Source organism: Ruegeria sp. SAZD011 (assembly GCF_059612545.1).
In genome coordinates, this window is the sequence record NZ_JBXWQU010000029.1 from 1 (window position 1) to 18,015 (window position 18,015).

Genomic DNA, 18,015 nt, shown 5'->3' on the forward strand with positions numbered 1-18,015 from the left:
GCGCCAATGGTACTCGGGCTAAAGCCCCGGGAGAGTAGGTCACCGCCAAACCTAATAAATACTCAATACTCTCTAAAGCGATTACGAAACAACCGGCGCGGGATGGAGCAGCCAGGTAGCTCGTCAGGCTCATAACCTGAAGGTCGTAGGTTCAAATCCTACTCCCGCAACCAATCTTCCAAAATATTACAATGCCTGGATGCGATGGTATTCCCATACCGCCCACCTTCCCGCGTCTACATCAACGCAACATCAACACCAAAACAGAAAAACCGCTCCGGGAGGTGATGGCTGAGCTGGATGGCGCGGACATGTTCACAATGGATGATGCCCTCGGATGCCACCACCAGCCGATCCGGATAAACCCGCTAGCTGACCGGGCGATTGAAGACGTCGAGGCTGGATCAATCGTCAGAATCGTGGATGCCGGTCGAATGATGGATATGGGAGAACTGGCCAGGACATCGGGTATATCGGATCTCGCGACCGATGCGGGTGATCACCTGCAACGCATTGCTTCAAGGCTGCGCGAGGAGCGCTAGCGCGAAGTCGGCGTAAACCAACAGGTCCATGAGCGGTCTCCATTTGGAGAAGGACGGGTGGCTGGCTCGCAATGCGTGTCGCTACAAAAGCCAGCGACCGCGTTCATCGCGCCGGACAGTGACGGGCGACTGCGTATGACGCATATCGACCTGCTCGATGGAACTCCGAGCGTACGGCTACTGGCACGAGATGTTCAACTCGGGCCCGCCCCGGTCTTGAATGTGGCGCGCAGGCGCTGGCACAGTCCATCCAAAGCCGCATCTATCCGGTGCGACGTCGCAGGTAACGACAGGAAGCCGTGGATCATGCCGCGATGACACGTCAATTCGGCGTCAACTCCTGCGTCGGTCAATCTTTTCGCGAAGTGCGCACCCTCATCGCGCAGGACATCGAATTCGGCGGTAGCGATGGTCGTCGGCGGGAAGCCGGACAGGTCGCGCAGATCGCCCGGCAAGGGCACATCTCCAGGAGGCTTGCCGGGACCAAGATAGCATGACCAGAACCATTCCATGGCGGCCCTCGTCAGAAGCGGACCGTCGGCAAAGGTGTGTTGGCTCGGAGAGTCACAGGCCGGGTCCAGGGCCGGGTAGAACAGCCCGAGGTGTCCAAGGGGCAGGCCAGTTTGTGCCGCCAAAGCCGCGACACTGACACATATCGCCCCGCCCGCGCTGTCGCCGCACAGGGCAAGGGCATCTGGATCGAAGTCGTCGTCATCGGCGCGCCCATGCACCGCCTCCAGTACGCGCAGAACATCGTCCACAGGTCCCGGGAAACGCGTTTCCGGGGCAAGGCGATAGCCGACGCTGAAGACCGTAGCACCGGTCTTGGCCGCAAGCCTTCGGCACAGTCCGTCGTGCGTTTCAATGCTTCCCCACACGAAACCCCCGCCGTGGCAGAACACGATTGTGGGCAGACGCCCCATTTCTTTGGGACGATATTGACGGACGGGGATTGCTCGCCCCTCGAAAGTGAATTCCAGATCGCGCACGGACGCTATCACCGGCAACACGCCTTGCACCATGGCACTGTCGGCCGCCAGCCGGACCTTTTGTAGGGGAACATGGTCCGGAGGTGGGCGCACGGTGTTGCGCGGATCCGACAGAAGTTCGGCGAAGCAGGGATCGACAGGCATCAGGCCCGAATCTTTTCTGGAAAGTAACTATTGATACCAATAAGTATGACATTGAACTCAATATGGGCAAGCCCGGAAGTCGGCATTTCCCGGGAACGGCTCCAGCCGGCTTCACGAACCGCCCGACACGCACAGGAACACCATCATGGTCGACGGACAACGAACCAAATCGAGCCTGCGCGCAGAAGTTGCCGCCCTGAAACGCAAGCGCACTCTCGATGCGGCCACGGATCTCTTCTACGAGAAGGGCTATACCAATACTACGCTTGACGATGTGGCGACGCTGCTGGGCGTTACGAAGCCGTTCATTTACACCAATTTCGGATCGAAACCGGATCTGCTGGTAGAGATTTGCCGCGTCGGTGTTGGCAGCGCGCTTGACGAGGTGGAACGTGTCTTGGCCCTCGGCGAGCCTGACGCGGATACGCTGAGGCGGTTCATTCCACGCTACGTTGATGCGGTGCTCAGGCGGCAGAAAAATATCGCCATCAACATTCGCGAGGAAAAGAACCTGCTTCCCGAACATGCCGCAGAGCTGGCTGAGCTGCGGCACAGCTTCATGGCGCGAATCGAGTTGTTGCTGACGAAGGCCTGCGCCGCAGCCGGACACAATCTGCCCGACCCCAATGTTACCGCCTTTGCCATCGTTGGCGCGATCAGTTGGTCGACATTCTGGTACAGCCCGCAAGGCCGTCTGAGCGCCCAGGACTTGTCCGAAAAGATGACCGAGATCGTGCTCAACCTCGTTACGCACGATAGGATGGCACCTCGGTAAAGTCACGATAAGTCACTGTTTTATAACAGGCGTGCGGTCGTCCCGACTGGTGCGAGGTGCCGTCTGACCGAGGCGCTGTCGCTCCCGGAAAAGATCCTTCCGCTCCTGGAGAATTTTTCGAGGTGCAAGATTTTTCTTGAAAGATACTGATCAGTAGATTTATGTATCTATCAGTATATCCACGCGACGCCGGGTGTGGATCATTGGGAGGACGACCGATGGCGCAAACCGAAACGCTGATTGTGGGGGCAGGGCTGGCTGGCTTGCGGGCGCTCTATGCGCTGCGTGAAAAGGGGATCTCGGCGGTTGTGCTCGAAGCCTCGGATGAAATCGGCGGGGTCTGGAACCACAACCGGTATCCCGGCGCACGGTGCGACGTGGAAAGCTTCGACTACTCTTACAGCTTCTCGAAGGACCTTGAGCAGGAGTGGCGCTGGTCCGAGCGATATCCGACCCAGCCAGAGATTCTTCGCTACATCAACCACGTCGCCGACCGGTTCGATCTGCGCCGCGATGTCGTGCTGAACGCCCGGGTCAACGAAGCGGTCTATGACGAGGATCGGGCCGTCTGGATGGCCACGACGTCGGACGGCCGCACCTGGACGGCGAACACGCTGATGCTGTGCCTCGGCCAGCTGTCCGCACCCAAGATCCCGTCCTACCCTGGACAGGAAGACTTCGGCGGAGAGGTCATCGTCTCTGCCATGTGGCCGCGCCGCAAGGTCGACTTTTCGGGCAAGCGCGTGGGCATCATTGGCACTGGTTCGTCCGGCATGCAAATGACGCCGGTAATTGCGCAAACCGCCGCGCACTTGACCGTCTTTCAGCGCACCGCAAACTATAGTCTGCCCGCCGCGAATGCGCCCCTGACCGACGAGGAAGACGCCCGCGTCAAGGCGAACTATGCCGCTCGGCGGGACCAGATCCGCAACTCGCCTACGGGTTTGGGCTTTCAGCCCGGCAAGGTGAAGACCCTCGACGTGTCGGACGAAGAGCGCGAGGCCGCGCTCGAGAAATCCTACCACCGGCTTGGCTTCGGTTTTGCCCTGACCTTCCCCGACATTCTTCTTGACGCAAAGGCCAATGCTGTCGCCAGCGACTTTCTGAAACGCAAAATGGGCGAACGGGTTGCGGATCCGGTCCTGCGCAAGAAGCTCGTGCCCAACGATCATGGTTTCGGCACGCGACGCCCCTCGGTCGATGGCGGATATTTCGAGGCCTTTGCCCGTGACAACGTCGAACTGTCCGATATCCGGGAACACCCGATCGTCGCGTTCACGCCCGAAGGCATCCGTACGGACGAAAAACTGCACGAGCTCGACATCGTCATATTCGCGACCGGGTTCGATGCACTCACGGGTGCGCTTCTCAAGCCGCGCATCGTCGGGCGCGACGGTCGGACCCTAGCCGAGAAATGGGCGGACGGGCCGCTTACGCAGCTTGGGCTTGCGACAGCGGGCTTTCCCAACATGGTGATTGTCGCGGGCCCGGGCAGCCCCTCGGTTCTGTCCAACGTGATCGTCTCGATCGAGGAACACGCCGACTGGTACGCCCGGATGCTCGCCACGTTCAGGGCGCAGGGCATTGTGGAATTCGAAGCGACCGAGGTCGCCGAAAAGACCTGGACGGACTACGTTCAGCAGCGCGCACAGGAGACGCTCTACGGCACGGCCAACAGCTTCTACAATGGCGGTGAGGTCGCGGGGAAACCGCGGGTTTTCATGCCCTTCTCCGGCGGCGTGCGGCATTACCGGCAACACCTGCAGAAATGCGCGGACGAAAACTATTCCGGCTTCGAAAAACGCAAGACACCGGCGGCGCAGAAATCGACCGAGGTGCATCGCCATGCCTGATCGCCTGGTCACAGAAGCAGGTCGCCTCGGCGTCGTGGGCGCCGGCACGATGGGCGTGGGTATCGCCTATGTCTTCGCGATGGCCGGGTTCGAAGTGTTCCTCGTCGAGCCTGGGGCAGAAGCGGCTTTGCGCGCTCAAGTCACCCTGAAAGAGACCGCCGCAGGTGCCGTTTCGCGGGCCAAGATGACCGCTGAAAAGGCCGATGGCTACCTTTCACAGGTTCGGATTATCAAGAGCGCGACCGAATTGCCGGTCGGACTCGATGTCGTGATCGAAACCGTACCGGAGCGCCTCGACCTGAAAAAGAAGGTTTTGGCCGATGTCGCGAACCGCGCGCCTCGACTGATTGCCACCAATACAAGCGCGATGTCGATCGACGATCTGGCTGGTGCCGTTAGGGACCCCGCATGCTTTCTGGGGATGCATTTCTTTAACCCTGTCTGGTCGTTGAAACTGGTCGAGGTGATCCGTGGCGCAAAAACCAGCGCCGACAGCGTGGAACGCGCCCAGGCGCTTGCCACAGCTATTGGCAAGACGACTGCGATTGTCGCCGACAGCCCCGGATTCGCGACAAGCCGCCTCGACCTCGTGCAGGCATTGGAGGCGATCCGTATGGTCGAAGAGGGTGTCGCAAGCCCCGAGGACATCGACCGCGCGATCACCATCGCCTATCGCCACCCGACCGGGCCGCTGCGCTTGAGCGACATGGTGGGGCTTGATGTCCGACTGGATATCGCGCGGCAACTGGCCGCCACGATTGGCCCCCGTTTTGCGCCTCCGAGGCTTTTACAGGACATGGTCGCACGCGGCGAGCTTGGTCAGAAATCCGGCAAGGGCTTCTACGACTGGGCGACAGAAACAACCAATAGCAACGCAGGATAGGCCCCGGACATGGCGCGTGTTTTCAATTCTACCCTGGTCGACACCGCGGAACATCACGCGATGCTGCGCGAAAGCGTCGGCAAGCTGGCCGGGGGTTTCGGCCGCAAGTACTTCCAGGACGTGACCAAGCGCAAGGCGAAGCCGGTCGAGCTGTGGAACGCGCTGGGCGAGGCCGGCTTCATCGGTGTCCACGTCGCGGAAGAATACGGCGGCGGCGGCGGCGGCATGGCTGACTACAACGTCATTGTCGAAGAAGTGGCGGCACAAGGGTGCCCGATCCTGTCGCTGGTCATCGGCTCGATCTGCGCCCCGATCATCCAGAACCATGCAAGCCAGGAGATGAAGGACGCCTGGCTGCCCGGCATCGCCACCGGCAAGAAGCGTCTCGCCTTTGCCATTACCGAGCCGGATGCCGGGTCGAACACCCACAAGGTTTCGACCATAGCCCGCAAGGACGGCAGCGGCTGGGTGCTGAACGGGAACAAGTATTGGACCTCGGCGGTGGACGAGGTCGACGCGATCATGGTGGTGGCGCGGGGCGAGGAGCTCGACGAGCGGGGGCGTGGAAAGCTTTCCCTCTTCCTGGTCCCCACGGACAGCCCAGGCATCAGCAAGACGCCGATCGAAACTGCGCTGCATGTCCCCGAAACCAGTTTCATGCTCTACTTCGACAACGTGAAGATGCCCGGATCCGCACTGGTCGGAAAAGAGGGCGACGGGCTCAAGCAGCTTTTTTCCGGGCTTAACCCCGAACGCATCTGTGCCTCTGCCATCAACAACGGTATTGCGCGATATGCCATTGAAAAGGCGTCGCTTCAGGCGGGCGAGCGAAAGGTCTGGGGAACGCCCATCGGCGCCCATCAGGGCGTGTCCCATCCGCTGGCCGCAGCCTACGTGGGCGTGCAGCAGGCACGCCTGATGACCGCCCGCGCCGCACAGCTTTACGACGAAGGTTCGCCCGAGGCCGGCGAGGTCTCGAACATGGCGAAATTCGCGGCGGCGGACTCGTCGCTGGTGGCCCTCGATCAGGCGATCCAGGTGCATGGCGGTAACGGCATGGCACTGGAATACGGCCTGGCCGACCTGTGGTTCATCGCGCGGCTCCACAAGACCGCGCCGGTCAGCCGGGAGATGGTCCTCAACTTCTTCGCGCAGCACTCGCTCGGGCTGCCGAAGAGCTACTGAGGCGGGATGGTCTTGGGAGGGGCCAGATGACCGACACATTCGCCAACATCCTGCGAGGTCACGCACGGCAGCGGCCAGACGCGCCGGCCCTGACCTTCCAGGGCCGCACGCAGACCTTCCTGAACCTCGATACAGGGAGTTCGCGCAGCGCCAATCTCCTTGCTGCACGGGGCGTGAACGCGGGCGACCGCGTGGCCATCCTGTCGAAGAACCGCGCGGACTATTTCGAGATCATCTATGCCGCCAACAAGATCGGCGCGACGGTGGTTTGCCTCAATTGGCGACTGTCCGCGCGCGAGATCGGGGACATTCTCGCTAATGCCGAGCCATCGCTTCTTCTTGTCGACGAGACCGGTGAGGGGCTGGTGCCCGAGGATTTCACCTTGTGCGACGTCCTGCATTTCGGCCCCGATTTCGATGCCAAGCGCGCAGCTCAACCCGACACCGACCCCGGCCACGAAGGCGCGCCGGACGAGGTCGCGCTGATCCTCTACACATCGGGCACCACCGGTTTGCCCAAGGGCGTGATGCTGACCAACGAGGGCATGTCGTACACCGCCGAACTGGCGAAGGCCTGGGGCATGAGCGAGCAGAGCGTCAACCTTGTGGCGATGCCGCTCTTTCATATCGGCGGCTGCGGCTATGGCAGCTCAACCATGCTCGCGGGCGGGCATACGGTGCTGATGGCCGATGTCGACATTTCCACCATTATCGATCTGATTCCGCGTTATTCGGTGACGCATACCTTCATGGTTCCCGCTGTGGTGCAGGCGCTGCTCAACGCGCCACAGGTGGCCGGCGCCGATATGTCGAGCCTCGAGCTGCTGATGTACGGCGCCTCACCCATGGGCGACGTGCTGCTGCGGCGCGCGATCGACACGCTGGGCTGCAACTTTATGCACGCCTATGGCATGACCGAAAGTTCCGGCACCGTCGTCTGCCTTGGTCCCGAATGGCACGACCCGGACGGGCCCAACAGCCATCTGCTGAAATCCTGCGGCACCGCGTTGCCCTGGGTCGAGTTGCGCGTGGTCGATCCGGCCACCGGCACCGACCGGCCTGCCGGGGAGGTGGGCGAGATCTGGCTGCGCAGCCCGATGCTGATGAAGGGGTACTGGCGCAACCCGAAAGCCACGGCCGAGGCCATCGTGGAGGACGGCTGGTTCTGTTCGGGCGACGCGGCCTATCTCGACGATGAAGGGCATGTGTTCCTGTTCGACCGCTACAAGGACATGATCATTTCCGGCGGCGAAAACATCTATCCGGCCGAGATCGAGAACGTCCTGAACGGACACCCGGCCGTGGCGCAGGTGGGCGTGATCGGGGTGCCGCATGCACGCTGGGGCGAAACCCCGCTGGCCGTGGTGGTACTGCGCGAAGGACAGACGGCGACCGAGGCCGAACTGATCGCACATACCCGCGCCGATCTTGCACATTACAAGTGCCCGACCCGGATCGCCTTTGCCGATGCCCTGCCGCGCAATGCCTCGGGCAAGCTGCTGAAGCCCGAGATGCGGCGACTGTACGGAGCGGGCGCATGACGACCGCGCTTGCCCTTCTGCGCCGCTGGGTGGTCGAGTACTTCAACGGCCACAACCCCGAGGCCGCGCGCGACTTCATCGCGCCCGACTACGCGCTTTCGATCGGTGACGTGGTCTTTGCGGGGCGCGACGAGGCCTGGCTTCCGGCCGTCGATGTCCAGATGAAGGCCTATCCGGGGCTTGGCATGACCGTCCACCAGACGCTGGCGGGTAAGGGCTGGGCGGCCGTCTGGTTCAGCGAACACGGGGCAACGGACGGGTGCGCCGCCGCGTGGTCGGGCGTGGGCATCTATCGTTCTAACGGAAAGGTTCTGACCGGCTGCGTGGCGCAGGAAGACTACATGACCCGCCGCCGCCAGCTGAAATCCGGTATCGCCGACCCGGTCGACCCGCCCGCCGTCGCTCCATGGGACGCCCCGCAGGACCCGAAAAACCCCGAAGCCGAGGCCGTGGTGCTCGACTGGCTGGCGCAGGGATGGCCCTGTGCCGAACACCAAGTCCGCAGCGACGATGACCATATCACCGGCACGCCCCTGGAATTCGACGTGGCGGAAACGAAGGTCGGCGAGTTGCTGTCCTCGGGTGACCATGTCGTGTTCAACGTTCGCCAGAGCGGAACCTATCGGGGCGGACTGCCCGCCCCGGCGGCCGGACCAAAGGCGGAAACACTGGATTGCAACGGGCTGGTGCGCGTTGAAAACGGGCGCGTCGTGTCGGGCCGGGTAATCCGTGACCGCATGGGACTCTGGTCTCGGATGAGGGTGGCGGCATGACCGGCGAAGCAACACAGAAGGTGCTCGTCACCCGCGAAGACGCCGTGCTCATCGTGACGATCAACCGTCCCGAAAGCCGGAACGCGATCGACCGCGAGACCTCGTTGGCTCTGGCCGAAGCGATGGATCAGCTGGACAGCGATCCCGCCCTGTCGCTCGCCATCCTCACCGGCGCGGGAGCGCATTTCTGTGCCGGGATGGACCTTAAAGCCTTCGTCGCCGGAGAGCGGGTGGAACTGCCCGGGCGTGGTCTCGCCGGAATGACCCAGTCACCTCCGACCAAGCCGCTGATTGCCGCCGTCGAGGGTTACGCGCTGGCCGGCGGGTTCGAGATCGCGCTGGCCTGTGACCTGATCGTTGCCTCCGAGACCGCCCGGTTCGGCCTGCCCGAGGCGAAACGCGGGCTGATCGCCGGCTCGGGCGGCCTCGTGCGCCTGCCTGAACGCATGCCGCGCCAGATCGCCATGGAATGCGCGCTGACCGGCCGGATGATCCCGGCCGTCGAGGCCGAGCGCTGGGGGCTGATAAACCGCCTTTCCGCGTCGGGCGCCGCGCTCGACACGGCCAAGAGTCTGGCTGCCGAAATCGCCCAGAATGCACCATTGTCGCTGGCCGCCAGCAAAGAGATCGTCGCCCAGGCTGGCCGCTGGCCGGAAGAGACGCTCTGGCCCCGGCAGAACGAAATTCTTGAAAGGGTCATCGCCTCGCAGGATGCGCGCGAGGGCGCGACCGCCTTTGCCGAGAAACGGCCCCCGGTCTGGAAAGGCCGGTAAGCGCCGCCCCGGCGGCTCACAACAACGATATGCCACTTCGGCATCTCACCTTAGGAGGACCTGAAATGAAACTCAAAGCAATGTTCCACAGGACCTGCGCGGTGGCGGCGATGGCCGTCATGGCCGCAACGGCCCAGGCGCGCGACGTCAAGATCGTGGTCGGCGTTCCGCCGGGCAGCGGTGCGCATTACGGTGTCGACGCCTTCGCGGCAGACCTGTCGGAACGCACCGGTGGCGAACTCAAGGTACGCGTCTTGCCCGCTTCGCTACTGGACCTTGTCCAGACCTTCGGCGGCATGAAGGACGGCGTCGTCGATGGCGGCTATCTAGTGCTCAACTACTTCCCGTCGGAACTGCCCGAGGCGACGCTGCCGATCGAACTGGCGATGCTGGGCAAGAACTCCTTCGCCATGGCCGGCGCGATGAGCGAATATATCCTGACCTGCGAACCCTGCATAGAGGAACGCCTGAAAAACAACCAGGTGCCGCTGGGCAACGCCTCGACCGGCGCCTACGCGATCATCGGAACCTCTCCGATGACGGCCGCCGATGAACTGGCCGGCAAGAAGATTCGCGCCGCCGGTGGATCATGGACCCGTTGGGCCGCTGCGGTGGGTGCGGTGGGCGTCAGCCTGCCGGGCAACGAAATCTTTGAGGCCATGTCGCAGGGCACGATCGACGGTGCGTTCAATGCGCCGTCGGAGCTGACTTCCATTCGGCTGATCGACGTGGCCACAGACGTGACCGTCAACATCCCCGGCGGCACCGTCCACGGCCTCGACGTGATGAGTGTCAACCGCGACTTCTGGAAATCGCTCAGCGACGAGGAGCGGCGCGCCTATCTCGATGCTGCCGCGCTTGGCAATGCCGCAACGACCTGGAAATTCGCCAGCGACGTGGCCGAGAACCTGAAACTGGCCAAGGAAAAGGGCATCAACATCCACGAAGCCTCGGCGGACATGGTCGCATTGTCCGACGCGGCCATCGAAGCGGACCTCGCCAATATCGCCAAGATCGCCAAGGAGACCCATGGCATCGAGGATGCGGACGCCAAGATCGCGCGCTTCGTGGAACTGGTGAAGAAGTGGGAGGGCCTCGTTCCGCTTGACCGCGACTGGACGCCCGGAGAGGTCGCCGACATCTACCGCGCCGAGATCTTCTCGAAGATCGACGCCGCGTCCTACGGCCTCTGAACAGAAGGATCAGAGTCCATGACCATTCAGGGAACAGCGGTTCTTGTCCGTGTCCTGGACCGGATCCTGATCGTCATCGCCACCATCGGTCTGGTGGCGATGATGCTCCACATCAGCCTTGATATCCTGCTGAGCCTGATCGTGAACGCACCGCTTGCCACCACCTCGGCCATCGTGACCAACTATTACATGATCGCGGTGGCCTTCCTTCCTATCCTGGCGGCCGAGTATCGCGGCAGCCATATCAGCGTGAGCCTGGCGACGGACAGGCTGCCGCCGCGTGCGCGCCATTTGCTCGAAACCGTGGTGCTGGCGATCACGGCGGCGGTCTACGGGATGCTCACTGCGCAATCCTGGCAACAGGCGAACGAGAAACTGGCAATCTCCGCCTATACGATCGAACAGACAAGCAAGATCTACGTCTGGCCATCGTTCTACATGCTGCCGGCCGCCTTCGGCGCGATGACGCTGCTTCTGACGCTGAAGGTCGTGCTGCGCATCACGGCCGGATCCGATCGCACCCTGCATGCGCCCGAGGGTGCGGGCATCGTTGCCGCGGAGACCGGCCATGACTGACGCCATGATCGGATCGCTCGGGATCCTGGCACTCCTGGTACTCATCGCCGCCAACATGCACATCGGGATTGCGCTGATCCTCGTCTCTTATGTCGGGCTGATCGCACTGGTGGGATCGCATGCCGCTTGGGGCATGCTTGAGGTCGTGCCTTATACCTTCATCTCGAACTGGACCCTGTCCTCGGTGCCAATGTTCGTTTTCATGGGCTACATCTGTTTCAGCGCCGATCTGACACGCGGTCTGTTTGACGCGGCCCGGCTCTGGCTGGCGCGGCTTCCGGGCGGGCTGGCGATTGCTTCGGTCTTTGGCTGTTCGGGTTTCGCGGCCGTCACCGGATCAAGCGTGGCATGCGCCGCAGCCATGGGCAAGGTCGCCGTGCCCGAGATGCTGCGCAACGGCTACGATGCCCGGCTTGCCTCGGGCACGGTCGCAGCCGCCGGAACCATTGGCGCGCTGATCCCGCCCAGCATCCTGCTGATCGTCTTCGGCGTGATTGCTCAGGTCTCGATCAACGACCTGTTCCTGGGCGGCATCGGCGCGGGCATAGCGACCGCCGTCACCTATGTCGCGGTGATCCTGATCCGGGTGAAGTTGAACCCGGCGCTTGCCCCCAATGTGGCGGAGCACGTGACCTGGACGCAGAAATTCAAAGCTCTGAAGGGGGCGTTGCCCGTCATACTGCTGATCGTTGGCGTGCTGGGAGGCCTCTTCGGCGGGCTTTTCACGGCAACGCAGGCCGGTGCGGTTGGTGCACTTCTGTCGATGGGCGTGGCGGCTGTGCATGGCCGGCTGACCCTTCCCGTTCTCAGACGATCCGTGGTCGATACCCTCACCACATGCGGCAGCCTTTTCATCGTGACCATCGGTGCCAGCATGCTGACGCGCTTCCTGACGCTTTCCGGCGTGGGCTACATGATCTCGGATGCTGTCGACTGGCTTGGCGCATCGCCGGCCTTGCTTCTGATCGTCATCGCGCTGGTCTACCTGATGCTCGGGATGTTCCTGGAGCCAATCGGCGCCATGCTGATCACGCTGCCTATCTTTCTGCCGCTGGTCGCAAATGCCGGAATCGAGGCGATCTGGTTCGGCGTTTTCGTCGCCAAACTGCTTGAGGTCGGTATGATCACGCCGCCCATCGGCATGAATGTCTTTGTCCTCAGTTCAACCGTCGGCAAGTCAGTTCCGACCGACATCGTCTTCCGCGGCGTCTTCTGGTTCTTCATGGCCGATATCATCCTGCTGGGTCTGCTGATCTGGTTCCCCTCCATCGTCACCTTCATCCCGTCCCTGATGTGACGGGCTCACCGAAAAAGAAAGGCATCTCATGAAAGACGCTGTCATCGTTTCCACCGCCCGCACCGGCATCGGCCGGGCCTTCAAGGGCGCGCTGAACGCCACGAAATCCCCGACAATGATGGGCCACGCCATCGCGCATGCCGTCGAACGTGCCGGGATCGATCCCGCCGAGATCGACGATGCCGTGATCGGCACCGTACTGGCCTCGGGCACAGCGGGGATGAACCTTGCACGCAACGCGGTCTTCGCGGCCGGACTGCCGGTGTCGGTGTCGGCCCAGACGATCGACCGGCAATGCGCCTCGGGGCTGATGGCGGTGGCCACAGCGGCCAAGCAGATCATGGTGGATGGCATGCAGATCGCCATCGCCGGCGGCCAGGACAACATCACTGCCGTCCAGGCCACGTATTTCGAGGGAGTCATGGCAGGCAAGGACCCGAACGTGACCGCGCATGTGGAACACGCCTATATGCCGATGCTGAAAACCGCCGAATTCGTCGCCAGCAAATACGATATCAGCCGCGAGGCGCAGGACGAATACGCGCTGAACTCGCAACAACGCACCGCCGCCGCCCAGGCGGCCGGCAGGTTCGACGCCGAGATCGTGCCCTTCAGTACAAAAACAGCGGTCAAGGACAAGGACAGCGGAGAGGTCGCGCTGCATGACATCACGCTGGACCGGGACGAGGGCAACCGACCCTCGACCACGCTCGAGTCGCTTCAAGGGCTGCAACCCGTGATCGAGGGCGGTTGCGTCACCGCCGGCAATGCCAGCCAGCTTTCGGACGGCGCAAGCGCGCTGGTGCTGATGGAGGGAGCCGAGGCTGCCCGCCGCGGCATCGCGCCGCTTGGCATCTATCGCGGCATGGCGGTCGCTGGTTGCGCGCCCGAGGAAATGGGGATCGGCCCGGTCTACGCCGTGCCGAAACTGCTGAAGCAGCACGGGCTGAGGGTTTCGGATATCGGGCTTTGGGAACTCAATGAAGCCTTTGCCTGTCAGGCGCTCTATTGCCGCGATCACCTCGGGATCGACCCGGAAATCTACAACGTGAACGGCGGCGCCATCTCGATCGGCCACCCCTATGGGATGACCGGCGCGCGTCTCACCGGCCATGCCTTGATCGAGGGCAAGCGGCGCGGCGTCAAATACGTCGTAGTGACGATGTGCGTCGGCGGCGGCATGGGGGCGGCTGGCCTGTTCGAAGTCGCTTAGAACCGTCGATCCACATCGCGGTGGTGTGACGGCACCGGGGGCGTAGGATGCACCACGTCCCCGGTGACAACAAACCCGGCGCCGTTAGAGCGGAGGCAGGGGCCGTTCCAACCCAGAAAGGATCCCGGCCATCGCCCGACGCTATATCGACCCATCGGTTCGGCAGTGTCAGAAGGATTTCGGCTGAGGCGGGCAGGGCGGGCTCGTAGCCTGTCGCCATGCCCGAACGTGACCCGTTCAAATGCTTCCACAGCAGCCCAGAGATCATACCTCTGGCCGTGATAGCTGGACATCAGATTTCCCCTGTCATCGCGCAATGTCGAGGATCTGCATCAGGAGTGCTGCCTCGCCAGCCGGCAGAAATCCAGACTCAACCGGGCCGCGCTCTGGCCGAGTGGCGCCGACTTGCTGCGCTATGGGCGGCAGAGTTATTGTCCAACAGGACCACACTGATTGTTTACCGGGTCACTTCTCAGCGGAAATCAACACATCGTCGCGATCAACAAGGACGAGGGGGCACCCATCTTCCAGGCAGTGCCGGAACTGACCGAGAAACTCCGTTGAGGCAGGGGACAAGATTTTTCGACGAAAAATCTTGAAAGACCCGCCAGAGGTCGAGCCATATCACGTCTCGATGTCCGGAAGCGCGCGATAGATCCGATCGGCAATGACGCGATGCATGACCTGCCCGAGGGAATGCTCTGCCGCCGGTTCCTGCAACATGCCAAAGATCATGTCGTCCAGTTCATCGGACTGACCCGCCATCTGTACTGACACATCGACGGTCGAGCGGACCCGCGGCGCCAGGGCTGCAACCATTCCGGGCGAGACCATCAGCGGTTCGGGGCCCAGAGCCTCGGCGGGATCGTCAGGCCGTTGGTGGTGATAGCGCTGTAAGTGCGGAAAATCATCCAGCCCGGGAAGGCAAAAAAATTGTGCAAAATATGCGTGGTGACCCCGACAGGATTCGAACCTGTAACCTGCCCCTTAGGAGGGGGCTGCTCTATCCAATTGAGCCACGGGGCCGCCGCCCCCTCTCTACCGAGGTTTGACAGGCTTGTCATCGGTCTATCGGTAGCAGTTGAACCTTGCTTGCCGTTCGCGCTAGCATCATCGCAAAACCCATTGAAGCAGGTGCCCCCTTGACAGCAGATACCAAACGCCCGCTCACCCTTCGCGATGTCTCCGAGGCGTCGGGGGTATCGGAAATGACCGTCAGCCGGGTGTTGCGTAACCGAGGCGACGTGTCAGACGCAACCCGCGCCCGGGTTCTCGCCGCGGCCAAGGAGCTGGGCTATGTCCCCAACAAGATAGCTGGCGCACTGGCCTCGAACCGGGTCAACCTGGTGGCGGTGATCATCCCGTCGCTGTCGAACATGGTGTTCCCCGAGGTGCTGACCGGCATCAACCAGGTTCTTGAAGATACCGAGTTGCAGCCGGTGGTGGGCGTCACCGATTATCTGCCCGAGAAAGAGGAAAAGGTGCTTTACGAGATGCTCTCGTGGCGCCCCTCGGGCGTGATCATCGCAGGGCTTGAGCATTCCGAGGCGGCGCGCGCCATGCTGGATGCGGCCGGGATCCCGGTGGTCGAGATCATGGACAGCGACGGCAAGCCGGTGGATGCGATGGTGGGGATTTCGCACCGCCGCGCCGGGCGCGAGATGGCGCAGGCGATCCTGAAGGCAGGCTATCGCCGGATCGGTTTCATGGGCACCAAGATGCCGCTCGACTATCGCGCCCGCAAACGGTTCGAAGGATTCACCGAGGTGCTGGGCAAGAACGGGGTCGAGATCGAGGATCGTGAATTTTATTCCGGCGGCTCGGCTCTGGCCAAGGGGCGCGAGATGACCCAGGCCATGCTGGAACGTTCGCCGGACCTCGATTTCCTCTATTACTCCAATGACATGATCGCGGCGGGCGGTCTGCTCTACCTGCTCGAACAGGGGATCGACATTCCCGGTCAGATCGGGCTGGCGGGCTTCAACAATGTGGAGCTTCTCCAGGGTTTGCCGCGCAAACTGGCCACGATGGATGCCTGCCGTCTGGAAATCGGGCGCAAGGCGGCCGAGATCATTGCCAAGCGGCTGGAGGATCCTGAGGCCGAGATCGAAACCCGGATCACGCTGGAGCCCAAGATCAGCTATGGCGACACGCTGAAACGGCGCTGAGGCGTGGCGCTGCAACGGCTCGACAACCGCGCGGCGCGGGCGCTGTTCCTGGATCGGCACGGGCTGGCGGAACAGCCCAGCGGCCCGGCGCGCGGGGCCGATCTGCTCGACCTGATCACCCGGCTCGGCTTTGTGCAACTCGACAGCATCAACACCGTGGCGCGGGCGCATGACCTGATCCTGTTCTCGCGCCGCCCCGCCTATCGCCCGCCCGATCTGAAACGGCTATACGAGCGGGACCGGGCGCTGTTCGAACATTGGACCCATGATGCCGCCGTCATTCCGATGGCCTTCTACCCGCATTGGCATATGCGGTTTGAGCGCGATGCCGAGATGCTGCGCGCAAGGTGGAAGAACTGGCGCCGCGACGGGTTCGAGGGCAAATTCGCCGCCGTGCTTGATCATATCCGCGATCATGGGCCTGTCAGCTCGTCAGATGTCGGCAAGGACGAAGAAAAGAAATCGGGCGGCTGGTGGGACTGGCACCCATCCAAGACCGCGCTGGAATATCTGTGGCGCTCGGGCGCGCTGACGGTGATCGGGCGCGAGGGGTTTCAGAAACGCTATGACCTGACCGAGCGGGTGATCGAAGAGCATCTGTGCCCCGGTGCGTTGGACCATGATCCCATGGCAACGGTGGATTGGCTGTGTAACGCCGCCCTTGATCGGCTGGGCTTTGCCACGACCGGCGAACTGGCGGCCTTCTGGGACAGCGCCAGCCCGGCCGAGGCCCGCGATTGGGCCGGAGCGGCCGAGGCGCGGGGCGAGGTTGAAACCATCGAGATCACCTGTGCCGATGGCAGCCTGCGCAAGGTGCTCGCCCGGCCTGATTCATTGGACCAAGCCACCGCCGCACCGCCTGCGCCGGGCCGCATCCGGGTGCTCAGCCCGTTCGACCCGGCGTTGCGCGACCGCAAACGTGCCGAGCGGCTCTTTGGCTTTCACTACCGGATCGAGGTCTTTGTACCCGAGCCGAAACGGGTCTATGGGTATTATGTCTTCCCGCTGCTCGAAGGCGACCGGCTGATCGGGCGGATCGACATGAAGGCGCATCGCGAGTGTGGCGAGCTTCGGGTGCGCGCGCTCTGGCCCGAACGCGGGCTGCGCTGGTCGCCCGCCCGCACCCGGCGGCTGGAGGCCGAATTGGATCGTGTCCGTCGCCTGGCCGGGGTAGATCAGGTCATCTTTGCCAAAGACTGGCTGCGTGACCCTCTCTGATAGTCTCGCCGCTGCTGCTTCTTTCTGGTCCGAAATACTCCCGCCGGAGGCATCCGGCAGGTCGGTATGTGCAAACGTCAGAGCAGAACTCAGGCGCTTTTCCAGCGTGCCGACAGCGCCCGTGCGGTCTGTGTCAGCAGCATGACATCCAGACCGACCGCCAGGAACTGGGCGCCCATCTCCAGATAGGCCTGGGTCGCCTCCTCATTGGTGCCCAGGATCCCCGGTGCCTTGCCTGCGGCGCGGATGCGGGTCATCGCATCGGCGATAACGGCACGCACCTCGGGGGCGGCGCTGTTGCCCTGAAAGCCCATGTCGGTGCTCAGATCGGCGGGGCCGATGAACACGCCGTCCACGCCCTCGACCTTCAGGATCTCGTCCAGTGCCGCCATGCCGGCGCGGTTCTCGACCTGTACCAGCAGGCAGATCTCCTGATCGGCGGTCTGGATGTACTCGCTGACGCCTCCGAACCGGGTGGCTCGGGCGGCGGTAGCACCCACGCCGCGCACACCGGTCGGCGGATAGCGGCAGGCGCGCACCAGCTGGCGGGCCTGATCGGCGCTTTCCACGATCGGAACCAGCACTGTCTGGGCGCCCGCATCCAGAACCTGCTTGATGATCCAGTCCTCGCCCACCGGCACCCGCACCACCGGATGCGAGGGGCTGGCCGCCAAAGCGGTAAGCTGATCCCGGATCGAGCGGATGTCGTTGGGCGCATGCTCACCATCCACCACCAGCCAGTCAAACCCGCATGTCCCCATGATTTCGGCCACGCTGGGTTCGGCAAAGCTCATCCAGCAACCGATCTGGCGCTTGCCCTCGGCAAGGGCCTGTTTGAACGGGTTCTTTGGCGCGGGCATGGCGGGTCTCCTATGGTCGGGTTTTTGGTGAA

Annotated in this window: 17 protein-coding genes, 2 tRNA genes and 1 pseudogene; 16 read left to right on the forward strand and 4 right to left on the reverse strand. The window is 62.9% G+C overall.

The window, feature by feature from the left end:
• The first annotated feature begins 96 nt into the window (after window positions 1–96).
• Together AC2FLM_RS15125 and AC2FLM_RS15130 are read left to right on the forward strand one after the other, a co-directional pair.
• Window positions 97–173: transfer RNA gene (locus AC2FLM_RS15125), tRNA-Met, on the forward strand.
• Window positions 174–287: 114 nt separating this feature from the next.
• On the forward strand, window positions 288–542 hold the full coding sequence (locus tag AC2FLM_RS15130) for a hypothetical protein (protein ID WP_496859114.1): 255 nt from the start codon (window positions 288–290) through the stop codon (window positions 540–542).
• A 194-nt stretch (window positions 543–736) separates the two neighbouring features.
• Here AC2FLM_RS15130 and AC2FLM_RS15135 read toward each other — a convergent pair whose 3' ends face one another.
• A complete protein-coding gene (locus AC2FLM_RS15135; RefSeq protein ID WP_496858999.1) occupies window positions 737–1,675 on the reverse strand; it encodes an alpha/beta hydrolase in 939 nt (312 codons plus the stop codon).
• A 145-nt stretch (window positions 1,676–1,820) separates the two neighbouring features.
• Here AC2FLM_RS15135 and AC2FLM_RS15140 point away from each other — a divergent pair, with 145 nt between their 5' ends.
• The 12 genes and pseudogenes from AC2FLM_RS15140 to AC2FLM_RS15195 form a co-directional block, all read left to right on the forward strand.
• Window positions 1,821–2,450: a TetR/AcrR family transcriptional regulator gene (locus AC2FLM_RS15140; protein ID WP_496859000.1), complete on the forward strand. Its 630-nt coding sequence runs from the start codon at window positions 1,821–1,823 to the stop codon at window positions 2,448–2,450.
• Between the two features lie 218 nt (window positions 2,451–2,668).
• Complete coding sequence (locus AC2FLM_RS15145) at window positions 2,669–4,303, forward strand: flavin-containing monooxygenase (protein WP_496859001.1); 1,635 nt, start codon at window positions 2,669–2,671, stop codon at window positions 4,301–4,303.
• Window positions 4,296–5,186 (forward strand): 3-hydroxyacyl-CoA dehydrogenase family protein, encoded by an 891-nt coding sequence (locus AC2FLM_RS15150; protein ID WP_496859002.1) that lies wholly within the window; start codon window positions 4,296–4,298, stop codon window positions 5,184–5,186. The genes AC2FLM_RS15145 and AC2FLM_RS15150 overlap by 8 nt, the downstream gene beginning before the upstream one ends.
• Before the next feature lie 9 nt (window positions 5,187–5,195).
• Window positions 5,196–6,371 carry an acyl-CoA dehydrogenase family protein gene (locus tag AC2FLM_RS15155; protein ID WP_496859003.1) on the forward strand — a complete coding sequence of 392 codons (1,176 nt, stop codon included), beginning with the start codon at window positions 5,196–5,198 and terminating at the stop codon, window positions 6,369–6,371.
• Between the two features lie 26 nt (window positions 6,372–6,397).
• Window positions 6,398–7,912, forward strand: a complete 1,515-nt coding sequence (locus AC2FLM_RS15160) for a long-chain-fatty-acid--CoA ligase (RefSeq protein WP_496859004.1) — start codon at window positions 6,398–6,400, stop codon at window positions 7,910–7,912.
• Entirely contained in the window at window positions 7,909–8,685 is a 777-nt protein-coding gene (locus AC2FLM_RS15165; RefSeq protein ID WP_496859005.1) for a hypothetical protein, read from the forward strand. The genes AC2FLM_RS15160 and AC2FLM_RS15165 overlap by 4 nt, the downstream gene beginning before the upstream one ends.
• On the forward strand, window positions 8,682–9,458 hold the full coding sequence (locus AC2FLM_RS15170) for a crotonase/enoyl-CoA hydratase family protein (protein WP_234219824.1): 777 nt from the start codon (window positions 8,682–8,684) through the stop codon (window positions 9,456–9,458). Before AC2FLM_RS15165 ends, AC2FLM_RS15170 begins: the two co-directional genes overlap by 4 nt.
• Window positions 9,459–9,523: 65 nt before the next feature.
• Window positions 9,524–10,651, forward strand: a complete 1,128-nt coding sequence (locus AC2FLM_RS15175; RefSeq protein ID WP_496859006.1) for a C4-dicarboxylate TRAP transporter substrate-binding protein — start codon at window positions 9,524–9,526, stop codon at window positions 10,649–10,651.
• 18 nt (window positions 10,652–10,669) lie between these two features.
• Window positions 10,670–11,227: a TRAP transporter small permease gene (locus AC2FLM_RS15180; protein ID WP_496859007.1), complete on the forward strand. Its 558-nt coding sequence runs from the start codon at window positions 10,670–10,672 to the stop codon at window positions 11,225–11,227.
• Window positions 11,220–12,524 (forward strand): TRAP transporter large permease, encoded by a 1,305-nt coding sequence (locus AC2FLM_RS15185; protein WP_496859008.1) that lies wholly within the window; start codon window positions 11,220–11,222, stop codon window positions 12,522–12,524. Before AC2FLM_RS15180 ends, AC2FLM_RS15185 begins: the two co-directional genes overlap by 8 nt.
• Window positions 12,525–12,552: 28 nt before the next feature.
• The gene (locus AC2FLM_RS15190; RefSeq protein WP_496859009.1) at window positions 12,553–13,737 is read left to right on the forward strand and encodes an acetyl-CoA C-acyltransferase; all 1,185 of its coding nucleotides are present in this window, start codon (window positions 12,553–12,555) and stop codon (window positions 13,735–13,737) included.
• 489 nt (window positions 13,738–14,226) lie between these two features.
• Window positions 14,227–14,301, forward strand: a pseudogene (locus AC2FLM_RS15195) (electron transfer flavoprotein subunit alpha); the annotation flags it as partial.
• Between the two features lie 60 nt (window positions 14,302–14,361).
• Here the strand turns inward: AC2FLM_RS15195 and AC2FLM_RS15200 are convergent.
• Entirely contained in the window at window positions 14,362–14,652 is a 291-nt protein-coding gene (locus AC2FLM_RS15200; RefSeq protein WP_275671869.1) for a DUF6473 family protein, read from the reverse strand.
• A gap of 34 nt (window positions 14,653–14,686) precedes the next feature.
• Window positions 14,687–14,763, reverse strand: a tRNA-Arg gene (locus AC2FLM_RS15205).
• 116 nt (window positions 14,764–14,879) lie between these two features.
• Here AC2FLM_RS15205 and AC2FLM_RS15210 point away from each other — a divergent pair.
• A complete protein-coding gene (locus AC2FLM_RS15210) occupies window positions 14,880–15,905 on the forward strand; it encodes a LacI family DNA-binding transcriptional regulator (RefSeq protein WP_011049362.1) in 1,026 nt (341 codons plus the stop codon).
• 3 nt (window positions 15,906–15,908) lie between these two features.
• Window positions 15,909–17,123, forward strand: a complete 1,215-nt coding sequence (locus AC2FLM_RS15215) for a winged helix-turn-helix domain-containing protein (RefSeq protein WP_496859010.1) — start codon at window positions 15,909–15,911, stop codon at window positions 17,121–17,123.
• An 89-nt stretch (window positions 17,124–17,212) separates the two neighbouring features.
• Here the strand turns inward: AC2FLM_RS15215 and AC2FLM_RS15220 are convergent, their stop codons facing one another.
• Window positions 17,213–17,983, reverse strand: coding sequence for an HpcH/HpaI aldolase family protein (locus tag AC2FLM_RS15220; protein WP_496859011.1), 771 nt, complete (start codon window positions 17,981–17,983; stop codon window positions 17,213–17,215).
• Window positions 17,984–18,015: the final 32 nt, after the last annotated feature.